The organism is Kitasatospora sp. NPDC043950, from assembly GCF_056435345.1.
Map to the genome: position 1 here is coordinate 98,610 of NZ_JBWKER010000028.1, position 10,139 is coordinate 108,748.

At 73.4% G+C, this 10,139-nt stretch carries 10 protein-coding genes; 4 read left to right on the forward strand and 6 right to left on the reverse strand.

Annotated features, from left to right (window positions below; genetic code table 11):
- Positions 1 to 137 precede the first annotated feature (137 nt).
- Both AC07BF_RS20245 and AC07BF_RS20250 read right to left on the reverse strand, forming a co-directional pair.
- Positions 138 to 266: a hypothetical protein gene (locus AC07BF_RS20245; protein WP_363631444.1), complete on the reverse strand. Its 129-nt coding sequence runs from the start codon at positions 264 to 266 to the stop codon at positions 138 to 140.
- Positions 263 to 1,531, reverse strand: a complete 1,269-nt coding sequence (locus AC07BF_RS20250; RefSeq protein ID WP_478333694.1) for a sensor histidine kinase — start codon at positions 1,529 to 1,531, stop codon at positions 263 to 265. Before AC07BF_RS20250 ends, AC07BF_RS20245 begins: the two co-directional genes overlap by 4 nt.
- Before the next feature lie 291 nt (positions 1,532 to 1,822).
- Between AC07BF_RS20250 and AC07BF_RS20255 the strand changes: the two genes are divergently transcribed.
- Together AC07BF_RS20255 and AC07BF_RS20260 are read left to right on the forward strand one after the other, a co-directional pair.
- Entirely contained in the window at positions 1,823 to 3,604 is a 1,782-nt protein-coding gene (locus tag AC07BF_RS20255) for a hypothetical protein (RefSeq protein ID WP_478333695.1), read from the forward strand.
- A gap of 25 nt (positions 3,605 to 3,629) precedes the next feature.
- On the forward strand, positions 3,630 to 4,013 hold the full coding sequence (locus AC07BF_RS20260; RefSeq protein WP_478333696.1) for a DUF5955 family protein: 384 nt from the start codon (positions 3,630 to 3,632) through the stop codon (positions 4,011 to 4,013).
- Positions 4,014 to 4,089: 76 nt separating this feature from the next.
- On the opposite strand, the gene AC07BF_RS20265 is transcribed toward AC07BF_RS20260, so the two are convergent.
- The 4 genes from AC07BF_RS20265 to AC07BF_RS20280 form a co-directional block, all read right to left on the reverse strand.
- A complete protein-coding gene (locus AC07BF_RS20265; protein ID WP_478333697.1) occupies positions 4,090 to 4,659 on the reverse strand; it encodes a GNAT family N-acetyltransferase in 570 nt (189 codons plus the stop codon).
- Between the two features lie 91 nt (positions 4,660 to 4,750).
- Complete coding sequence (locus tag AC07BF_RS20270; protein WP_478333698.1) at positions 4,751 to 5,830, reverse strand: hypothetical protein; 1,080 nt, start codon at positions 5,828 to 5,830, stop codon at positions 4,751 to 4,753.
- A gap of 9 nt (positions 5,831 to 5,839) precedes the next feature.
- A complete protein-coding gene (locus AC07BF_RS20275) occupies positions 5,840 to 7,966 on the reverse strand; it encodes a WXG100 family type VII secretion target (protein WP_478333699.1) in 2,127 nt (708 codons plus the stop codon).
- 68 nt (positions 7,967 to 8,034) lie between these two features.
- Complete coding sequence (locus AC07BF_RS20280; protein WP_363585680.1) at positions 8,035 to 8,496, reverse strand: hypothetical protein; 462 nt, start codon at positions 8,494 to 8,496, stop codon at positions 8,035 to 8,037.
- Between the two features lie 211 nt (positions 8,497 to 8,707).
- On the opposite strand from AC07BF_RS20280, the gene AC07BF_RS20285 reads away from it, so the two are divergent.
- Complete coding sequence (locus AC07BF_RS20285; RefSeq protein WP_478333700.1) at positions 8,708 to 9,880, forward strand: CaiB/BaiF CoA transferase family protein; 1,173 nt, start codon at positions 8,708 to 8,710, stop codon at positions 9,878 to 9,880.
- A 2-nt stretch (positions 9,881 to 9,882) separates the two neighbouring features.
- The gene (locus tag AC07BF_RS20290; RefSeq protein WP_478333701.1) at positions 9,883 to 10,122 is read left to right on the forward strand and encodes an acyl-CoA dehydrogenase family protein; all 240 of its coding nucleotides are present in this window, start codon (positions 9,883 to 9,885) and stop codon (positions 10,120 to 10,122) included.
- Positions 10,123 to 10,139 lie beyond the last annotated feature (17 nt).

The following is a 10,139-nucleotide window of genomic DNA, read 5'->3' on the forward strand; positions in this document are numbered from 1 at the left end:
GGCTAAGGGGGAACGCCGCACTCTACTCGCAGGTAGCGGGGGGACGGAAGAAACGGTCCTGCTCGGGACTGGACCCGCCGGACTCCGCAGCCCGGCTGGACTCCAACGGCCCCGTCGGCCTCTGAGGCCCCCTCGGCTCAACCCGGCAGGACGAAGCCCGACTCGTACGCCGCGATCACCACGCGGATGCCGTCGCGGGCCCCGTCGCGGCTCTCGCCGTGCGCGTTCTCGCCGTGCGCGCTCCCGCCGTGGTCGTCCTCGTTCATCGTGTCCCTCCCACCGGCAGCCAGACGGCCAGCCGCCACGTCGTCCCGTCCTCGCTCGGCCCCGCCGTGCTCCCGCCGCACAGGGCGGTCACGCGCTCCCCGATCCCGCGCAGCCCGCGCCCGCCGCCAGGGCGGCTCGGGCGGGCGGGGCCCAGCGGGTTGGTCAGTTCGATCTCCAACCGGCCCCCGGCCAGGACGACCCGCAGCCCGGCCGGCGCGGGCCCGGCGTGCCGCAGCACGTTGGTCAGGCTCTCCTGCACGATCCGGTACGCCTCCCGGGAGACCCCGGCGGGCAGCCGGGCCAGGCCCGGGGCCAGCTCGGCGTCCACCGTCACGCCGGTGCGGGCGAGTTGGCGCAGCAGGTCGTCCAGCCCGCCGAGCGTCGGCCCGGCGGGCCGGTCGGCGTCGGCCTCCTCCTCGCGCAACAGCCCGAGCACGGCGTCCAGTTCGGCGACGGCCGCTCGCGTGGTCCGCTCGATCGCCTGGAGTGCCTCGGCGGCGAAGTCCGGGTCGGTGCGCAGCACCCGGGAGGCCGCCGAGGCCTGGATGCCGACCGCGCTGAGCGCGTGCCCGACCGAGTCGTGCAGTTCGCGGGCCAGCCGGTTGCGCTGGGCGAGCACGGTGGTCCGGCGTTCGGCGGCGGCCAGCCGCTCCTCCGGGGTCGGGCCGAGCAGGGCCGGCGCCCAGCGGGCCAGCAGGGCGCCGCAGCCGGCGCTGGTGGCGACGATCAGCAGCAGGAGGGCGAGGCCCAGCGCCGGGCCGGTGAGCATCCAGCCGGGGAAGCGGCCCTCCCAGTACCTCGCGAGATCCTCGGTGCCGGTGAAGGAGAACAGCAGCACCACCGCGAACGGCGTCCCGCCGAGCGTCATCCCGGCCACCACGCCGCCGAAGAAGAGGTGCAGCACGTACCAGAGCGCGGTGCGTCGGCGCGCCGCCCACGAGCGGGCCGGCCCAGCGGCCAGTTCCTCGGGCCGCTGCGCCGCGCACAGTGCCCGGGCCGCGGCCCCCTCCAGCGCCCGTACGGTCGGCACCAGCGCGGTGGCGGCGGCCATCGGCAGGGAGGTGAACAGCGCGGTGAGCTGTAGGAGCGTCTGGCGCAGTTGCCCCTGGTCCGGGTCGAGCGCCCCGAGCATCACCACCGAGAGCAGCCAGTACGGCATCAGCAGCGCGCCGCCCAGCACCAGGTGCACCCAGCGCAGCCGGGCCCGCCGCCCCAGCAGCGCCCCCGCCGCCCGCCGCATCCGGCCGCCCGCCCCCGTGTTCACCCGGGTGACCCTACGTCAGCGGGTGCGCGGCCCGCGGCCGTCCGTCCGGTCGGCGCCACCGCGCCCGCCGACGGGGCCGGCAGTAGCCCGGGCCGGCGCCGCGCGTCCTCCCTGATCCTCATGCCGTCCACGGTCCCGCCGCCCCCCGGGCCGACGCGTCAACCCGGCGAACGGTCCCCCTCCCCCTCCAGGGGGATCTTGCCCTGCGACCCTCCTCCCGGGCCGGGGGAGCGTCGTTGACCCGGACACACGCCTCACGAGACACGCAGGTGGACGGGAGAGGACACCGCCATGGCCGAACCGTCCGTACCGGTACCGCCGCCCCGGTACCCGCACCTGCCACCGGTCGCCCCGACGGTGCCCGACCCGCTGCAGCAGCTCATCCAGGCCCAGACCGGCGCTCCGCGCGGCGACGCCACCGCCTACCTGCGGGCGGGGGCGCACCTCGACCCGGCCTTCCGGGACGCGGTGATCGAGGAACTCGCCGAACACCCGTACCGGGTACCGCCGCCGACCCCCGGGGTCGACCTGGCGGCGGTGCTCAAGGAGTGCTACGCGGCCCGGCGGCAGGCGGTGGGGCGGGCGGTGCTGGTCCTGCTGGCCGCGGCCGTGCTGCCCGTGCTCGCGGTGTGCGGCGCCGTCTCCCTCATGGCGTCCGGTCAGGCCGACGTGCCGCACGCGCTCGATGTGCTGCTGCGGTTCTGGCTGCTGCAACTGACCGTCCCCCTGGTGTTCGTGGCGGCCTGGCTGATCCGGTCCGACCGGCCCCGGCGCCGCCGGACCGGCAACTGGCTGGCCGTCGGCTGCCTGCTCGGCGCGGTCGGGGTGCTCGGGTGGCACTGGATCGCCGCCCTGCTGGCCGTCTGGTTCGCGGTGTCCCTGGCCGGTCGGCGGCGGCTCGAACAGACGCTGTACGAGCTCGGCACCGGCCGGGCCGCCGCCCCCGAGGACCCCCTCCGCAAGGACCTGTACCGGCGGCTCGCGCGGCAGCAGGCCGACCCTGACGTCGTCTACAGCGACTACGCGCCCTTCGTCGGCGCCGGGATCGAGATCGACCACTGGTCCTTCGCCGACGACCTGCTGCCCGACGGCCCGCTGCCCGAGGACCAGGCGGAACCGGCGGCCACCGCACAGGCGTTGACCGTCCCGGCCGTCCACGCCCGGCTGCGCACCGAACTCGCCCGCCTCGGCGCCGCCGACACACCCGCCTACCCGGGCGACCGCCTGCACGGGATCGCCGTGCACGACCTCGTGTTCAAGAGCGGCAAGCGCCTCGGCCCCGCCGCCGACTGGTGCGGCCACGGCCCCGGCACCGCGTTCGCCGCCCTCGCCCCGTACGCGGCCCACTGCGCCGCCGCGCTGAACGGGGGCGGGCCGGACCCGGAGCACTGGTGGGTGGAGAGCGTCGACCTCGCCGCCGAGGAACGGCTGCGGCACTACCTGGCGGTGCGGGTCGCGGGCTGGCGCGAGGAGATCGTCGTCACCGTGTTCGTGCGGGCCCAACTCCAGGGCGGGCAGCTGTTCCTGGAGAGCAGGGCCTTCGTGCTGCCGCCGATCGCGCGTGCCTACCACGCGATCGACACCGCGGCCCCGCCCGCCGATCTCGGCGACTGGCTCGGCCTCTGCGCGGCGTCCCTCGCGGCGCTGCCCGCTCTGGTGGCGGGCTCGGTCGGCGTGCTGCGCCGCGCCGCGCGCAGCCGGCGCGCCGTCGGGCGCAACGCGCTCCGCTACGCCCGGATGTGCCGGGAGAACCGGCTGGTCGACCACGGCCCCACGCTGTCCGTCCGGGAGCTGGGAGCGGAGCGCGCGTACCAGCAGCTGTTCCAGGAGATGGACGTCCAGCGGTACGTGAAGTGCGTCAGGGCCCGGATCGTGTCGGCCGTCCACGACTGCCTGCGGGACCACGGCTACCGGACGGACGGGGCGGAGCAGCTGCAGTACGTGGTGATCAACAACGGCGTGCAGGTGCACGGCGACGTCCACGGCGTCGTGCAGACCGGGGACGCGGCCAACGCCTCGTACCGGACGCTCACCACCCCGGCGCCGCGCGTCGGCGGCACCCGGCAGGACTGAACGGCACCAGGAACAGGGGAACAGCGTGAACGACGACGGCCACGGGATCAGCATCACCGGGAACGTCACGGGCATCGTGCAGAGCGGCAGCCACGCCCGCGCCGAGTACACCCACCAGCAGACCGCCCCCACCCCGGGCGAGGCACCCGAACTGCGCGCCCTGCTCGTGGCGGCGGACGCGCTGCGCGAGCGGCTGCGGGCGCTCGCCCCGGACGAACTGCCGCCCGCCGCCGCGGAGGTGGCCGGGCAGGCGCTCGACGAGCTGGCGGCTGCCGCCCCTGAGGGCCGGCAGCCGGACGGCGGCCGAGTCAGGCGCGCCGTCTTCACGCTCACCGGCGCCCTCGGGGCCGCGGCGGCCCTCACCGAGGCCCTGCGGGCCCTGACCTCGGCCGCTGCCCCCTGGTTCTGAGGGCCGCCCTCTGGCCTCTCGCTCGCCCGCTCGCCCGCTCGCCCGCTCGCCCGGCCCCCCGGCCCGGCCCCTGGGCTCAGGCCGTCCGGTGGATCAGCCGGTCCTCGTCGTCGGTGCGGCCGTCCGGGTCCGGCAGCAGCCCGAGCCGCTCGGCGAGCCGGCGGGACGGCACGTTGTCCGGGTGGATCAGGGCGACCACCGGCACGCCGGGGAAGCGCGGCAGCGCCTCCGCCATCGCCGCCCGGGCCGCCTCGGCGGCGTAGCCCAGGCCCCAGGCGGACGGCCGGAAGCGGTAGTAGAGGTTGAACACCCGCTCGCCGTCAAGCGTGTGCAGGTAGAGCCCGGCGAACCCGATGACCGCCTCCGGCTCCTCCCGGGTGGACACGGTGCAGTACCCCACCCCGTCCCGCGCCCAGTCGGCGACGAAGCCGTCCAGCATCTCCCGGCTCGCCGCCCGGTCGCGGTGGGGTCCGTTGGGGTTGTAGCGGTTGGTCTCCGGATCCCCGTGGATCGCGAACACCACCTCCACGTCCCCCTCCTGGGGCCGGCCGAGGACCAGCCGCTCGGAGGCGGTGACGATCGTGCGGGTGGCGGGTCCGGTGGCGGGTCCGGTGGCGGGTCCGGTGGCGTGTCCGGTGGTGGTCATGGCGCTTCCCCCGTGTCGTGCGTAATAGGTCTACCGCACCATAGGCCATTACTCCGACAGTCGCCCGACCATTTCCGCCCACCCGCCCCGGCTACAGGATCGGCTCACACCCGATGGCCTTGCCCCCGGCGGTGAGGAACTGGCGCATCAGGTCCATCTGGTCGGGGAACAAGTAGTGCTTGTCGAGGGTGGGTTCGTACCCGCCGTCGACGGAGAAGAAGACGTCCCTGCCGTGGCAGGTGACGACCAGCTCGGCGGGTGTTTCCTTGCCGATCTGATGGGCCCGCCCGAATTCGGACGGACGTGCGCCTTCCTTCTGATCCAGGGCGGTGGTCCGTGGCTCCGTCGTGATCGCGAAGGTCTGCGGCAGAGTGCCCAATGACCGCCTGGTGATCGTGCAGGACCAGATCGGGTCGGACGCGGTGGTCACCTGCTGCTGGTACGGCCATTGGGCCTCGGGGTCCTTCGCGGGCGCGAACCCGGGCAGGCCGCAGAGCTCGGCCCAGTTCGGCGCCGCCTCGGCCCCCTTGGCCGACAGGCTCTTCGGCATCGGCAGCTTCTGGTCCGCGCACCGGTTCGCCTTGGCGGCCCTGTTGGCGAAGGCCACGGCCAGCCGGGCCCTGGTCTCGTCCCGGCCCTCCTCGATGGTCTCCACCTCGGCGCGCAGGCCCTTGTCACACCCCTCGGGAAGCAGGGCCCACGCCTTTTGCGGGGTCACCGAGCCGACCGAGCCGCCGGAGAACAGTCGGGCATCCGGCGCGGCCAGGCCGTGCGGGCCCTTGGTGTCGAGTGCGATGGTGAACCACGCGGTCTTCTTGGTCGTCTCGAACAGACCGGAGCTGACCGTGGCGGAGCAGCTGTAGCCGGAGGAGGCCGCCATCGTCGAGTGCTTCTCGCGCTTGTGTTCACTGATCCGCCCGGACCCCAGCACATCGTGCACCTGGCCCGCCGTGGCCGCCCCGTCGCACACGCTGTCCGGCCCGCCGACGTTCGTCAGCCGGTACAGCAGGAACCACGACACCCCCACCACGAAGACGGACAGCACCGCTGCTGCCCGCACTCGCAGCCGCCAGGTGGTGAACCCGCGCGCAGTCAGCGCGGCGTCCAGACGCTTGCCCGCGCCCTGCGTGTGCCCGGGCTCCTCGTCCGCTTGTTGCGTTCCCTGCTTCATATCGCCCTCTCAGCGTCCGCCCAGCGCATTGCGGTAGGTCCCGTTGACCCCGGTGCTGTAACTGCTGGACACCTGGAACAGCAGGTTCTGCATCACGCCGCCGCTGTCGCCGATCTGTTTGTCGGTGAGGCCGGCCAGTTCGGCCCGCTTCCTGATCATGGTGTCGAGTTGGTTCTCACCTGCGGAGAACATCTTCGCCATCTGCTCCTGCGTTGACTTGTCCTCCTCGGCGTTGAGCCCGTTCGCCCATTCCGACGTGCCGACGTCGACGAGCCGCTGGACGTAGTCCCCCACGACCGGGATGGGGGTCAGCGGAGCGCCGATCAGGTGGTAGTTCACCTTCGCCGCCCAGTTGTTCTTGAACACCGCGTCGTCGTGGTGGTGGGTGATGACATCCGACTGGGTGCCGCTGAGGACGCCCAGGACCTGTCCGGCCTCGTGGACGAACCCCTCGATCCTGGGGTTGGGTCGCCCGGCGCTGTCCGGCCTGAACGCATCGGTCGGGAAGGTGTCGAGCCGCCGGGCCAGTTCCTGGCTCTCGGCGTAGTGGATGGTCTGGAACGCCTCCGGGTCCTCGGCCACTCCTCGGATGGCTCGGATCATCTGGTCCCGGTCGATGGCCAGTCCGCTGGTCTCGGAGTGTCCGCCGAGCTTCTTCCCGAGGACCTCGTACGTGTCGGGCGCGTAGTCGGCGATCATGTTGGCGAGCGGACGACGCATCACGGACGGTAGTTCGGCCGCGTGACCTGCGGTGTCGCCGCCGAACGAGGCGATGGCCTCGGACATGATGCGCGCCATCGCCGCGTCGTGCGGGCGGACCGGAGGCTGGTTGCCATGGGGGTCCCGACCTGTCGTGGCGGCCTCCAGGGCGTCACCGAACGTGGCGCGGGAGGTGTCGCGGGCGAGGCCGCTGTCGAGGTTCTGCTCGGATCCCTGGAACGGCCACTTCCGGTCGTGCAGGAGGTAGTCCAGGTTCTTGCTCTTCCCGGGGTCGAAGAAGTCCTTCGAGGCATCGGGGGTGCGGCTCAGAGCCTTCATCAGACCGCCGATGGGGTCGGTCTGGTCGGCCAGGGTCTCCCAGTTGCGGCCCCAGAGGTCCTCGCCCTTGGCCTTGCTGGTGCGCTCGTAGTCGACCAGGTCGTTGCCGACCTTGAGCAGGAACGCCTTGTCGTACGTCCCCTTCGCCCCCATCAGCGCCGTCAGCGCCGGGTAGTTGTCGTTGAACCCCGCCGCAGAGCCTCCCGGGCGGCGGGCGGCGGCCAGCAGGCCGTCCTCCCAGGCCTTGCCCATTCCTCCGTCATGGGTGGCCGTGGCGAGCACCACCGACAGGTTGCCGTAGACGTCCTGGTAGCCCTTGGCGTTGTGGTTGCCGTGGGCGAGGCCGTCGTAGACCTTGCTGTACTCCAGCAGGGCGTCCGGGCCGGTCTTCCCGCCGTAGTCGAGGCCGTTGAGCAGCGTGGTGGAGAAGTCCTTGTTGCCCGCGTTGGCGGCCATGATGTCCTGCAACTGCTTCAGCTGCGGATCGCTGAGGCTGCCGGCCTTGGCCATCAGGTCCTTGGCCCGGTTGGCGTCGGCGACCGGGCCGCCGCCGTAGGGCGTGGGGTTGAAGGCCGTGGTGCTGGTGCCGATGTCGCCCTGGAGTGCGGCGGTGGCCCGCTGGTCGGCGGAGTCGGCCTTCTCGACGGCCTTCGTCAGCCGGGCCGCGATGGCCTCGGCCTTGGCCGCGAGCGTCTGAGCCAGCTTCTCGCCGTCGGGGTCGTTCCGCGTCTCCTTCGGCAGGGTCCAGTTGACCTGGCCGTCCGCGGCGACGGTCATGTTGTCGCTCTGGGCGTCGTGGATCGCCGTGTCGAGGTCGCGGCGGGCGGCGGCGAAGTCCTCGGCGGCGGTCTTCATGATCGCGGCGAGGGCGGTGGCGACGGTCGAGGCCTGCTTGAAGTCGCCGTCGACGGTCTGGAGCACCTTGGTCGCGTCGTCGGCCGCCGCGCCCTTCCAGCCGGCCCGCTGCGCGGTGCTGGTGAGGTCCTTGGCGACCCGGCCGTCCAGGGCGGTGAGGGCTTTGGCGACGCCGGCCCAGGCTTCGGCGGCGTCGGTGATCCCGGAGAAGTCGGCCTCGTGCAGTTCCTTGAAGGACACCATGTGTCCGGGTTCCCCCTTCTGGTCTTCCAACTGCTGTTCTTCTGGGACCAAACAGGGCCAAACAGGGCCTAGCGGCCCGCGCGGAGGTCGGCGGCGGTCGCGGCTTCGTTGGCGCTGTAGGACTGCCGGGTCCTGTCGAGGTTGCCGGCGGCCTTGCCGAGCGTGTCGTGCAGGGCCTTGCACTGCTGCATCCAGCGCTCGGTGCAGCCGGTGAGGGCGCCGCCGAAGGAGAAGCCGCGGATCCTGGTCGACGCGGTGCTCGCGTACTCGGTGAGGCTGTGTGCGCCGGGCCCGGCCTTGCCGTTCGCGTTGTCGAGGTCGGTGGCGATCTGTCGGGCCATCCCGGCCGAGGCGTTGAGTTCGTGCGGGACGTCCAGCCGGGTGGTCACCAGACCCGGGGCGAGGACGGGCGCGGGCACGTTGCCGCCACCGGACTGGACGGGTGGGGCGTACGGCGCGGTCCTGGCCGAGCCGGGTGCCGGAGCCGAGGCCGGCGAGACCGGCCCGGTGGTGAAGTACGGGCTAACCATGTGTGTGCAACTCCTTCTCGTCGAGAAGGGGTCAATCCCCCTGTGGCATGACGACGGTACAGGGGCCCTCCGTCAGTGCACTGACGCACCCTCCGTGTTCGCGGTCGCACGGCGGGTGGATGGGGGAGGAGGTCTTGTTACCGGCGGGTCGCTTCCCTATCATCACGGGTGTTACAGCTTTACTGTCAAACCCAGAAGGGTTCTGCAGCCAGTGCGTGACACGAGCAGTCCGCCGGGCGCCACGGCCGCCGGCCCCGGCCCGTTGGCGGGGGTGCGGGTGGTCGAGTTCGCGGGGATCGGGCCGGGGCCGTTCGCGGCGATGCTGCTGGCCGACCTGGGCGCCGACGTGGTGCGGGTGGACCGGCCGGATCCGTCGCCGCTGGGCATCGACCCGGCGTACGACGTGACCAACCGGAACAAGCGGTCGGTGCTGGTCGACCTCAAGTCCCCGGCGGGGCCCGGCCTGGTGCTGGACCTGGTCGAGCGGGCGGACCTGCTGATCGAGGGCTACCGGCCCGGGGTCGCGGAGCGGCTCGGGGTCGGGCCGCAGGACTGCCTGGCCCGCAACCCGGCGCTGGTGTACGGGCGGATGACCGGGTGGGGGCAGCAGGGCCCGCGCGCCGCCAGCGCCGGGCACGACCTCGGGTACGCGGCGGTGGCCGGGGTACTCGGCCTGGTCGCGGGGCCGGGCGGGCCCGAGGAGGCGCCCGGCATCCCGGCCAACCTGCTGGGCGACTACGCGGGCGGCTCGCTCTACCTGGTCGTCGGCCTGCTCGCCGGGCTGCACCACGCCAGGAGCACCGGCGCCGGCCAGGTCGTCGACGCCGCGATCGTGGACGGTGCGGCGCACCTGTCCAGCATGCTGTGGGGGCTGCTCGCGGCCGGCCACTGGCAGGACCGCCGGGGCGCCAACCTGCTGGACGGCGGCGCGCCGTTCTACGCGGTCTACCGGGCGGCCGACGGCGGACACCTGGCCGTGGGGGCGCTGGAACCGCAGTTCTACGCCGAGTTCGCCCGCCTGCTGGACCTCGGCCCGCAGGCGCCCGGGCAGTACGACCTGGCCCGCTGGCCCGAACTGCGGGCCCTGATCGCCGACCGCTTCGCCACCCGGACCAGGGCCGAGTGGGAGGCCGTCTTCGCCGGGTCCGACGCCTGCGTGGAACCGGTGCTGACGATGCATCAGGCAGCCCGGGAGGAACACCTGTTGGCGCGCGGCACCTATGTCGAGGCGGGCGGCGTCACCCAGCCCGCCCCGGCCCCGCGCTTCTCCGCCACCCCCGGCACGCTGCGCCGCCCGCCGGCCCGGCCGGGCGCGGACACCGCCGAAGTGGCCCGCGACTGGGCCGTCCCGTCCCTCAACTCCGATGCAGGACAAGGAGCGTAGCGTTGCAGCGCGAGATCTTCACCGAGCAGCACGAGGACTTCCGGGCCGCCGTGCGGGCCTTCCTCGCCAAGGAGGTGCTGCCGCACTACGACCGCTGGGAGAAGGCCGGCATCGTCGACCGCTCCGCCTGGCTGGGGGGGGGGGGCCAGGGGGGGGGGGGGGGGGGCGGCCCCAAGGAGGACAATGGGGGGGGGGGCCCGCAGCTCCCCTCCGCCGCCACGCTGTTCACAGGGGTTTTCTAGGCCGGCGCATCCCGGCC

Coding starts and splice junctions, on each gene's coding strand:
- AC07BF_RS20245 (WP_363631444.1), bottom strand. CDS start 266: ATGAACGAGGACGACCACGGCGGGAGCGCGCACGGCGAGAACGCGCAC.
- AC07BF_RS20280 (WP_363585680.1), bottom strand. CDS start 8,496: ATGGTTAGCCCGTACTTCACCACCGGGCCGGTCTCGCCGGCCTCGGCT.
- AC07BF_RS20270 (WP_478333698.1), bottom strand. CDS start 5,830: ATGAAGCAGGGAACGCAACAAGCGGACGAGGAGCCCGGGCACACGCAG.
- AC07BF_RS20275 (WP_478333699.1), bottom strand. CDS start 7,966: ATGGTGTCCTTCAAGGAACTGCACGAGGCCGACTTCTCCGGGATCACC.
- AC07BF_RS20265 (WP_478333697.1), bottom strand. CDS start 4,659: ATGACCACCACCGGACACGCCACCGGACCCGCCACCGGACCCGCCACC.
- AC07BF_RS20255 (WP_478333695.1), top strand. CDS start 1,823: ATGGCCGAACCGTCCGTACCGGTACCGCCGCCCCGGTACCCGCACCTG.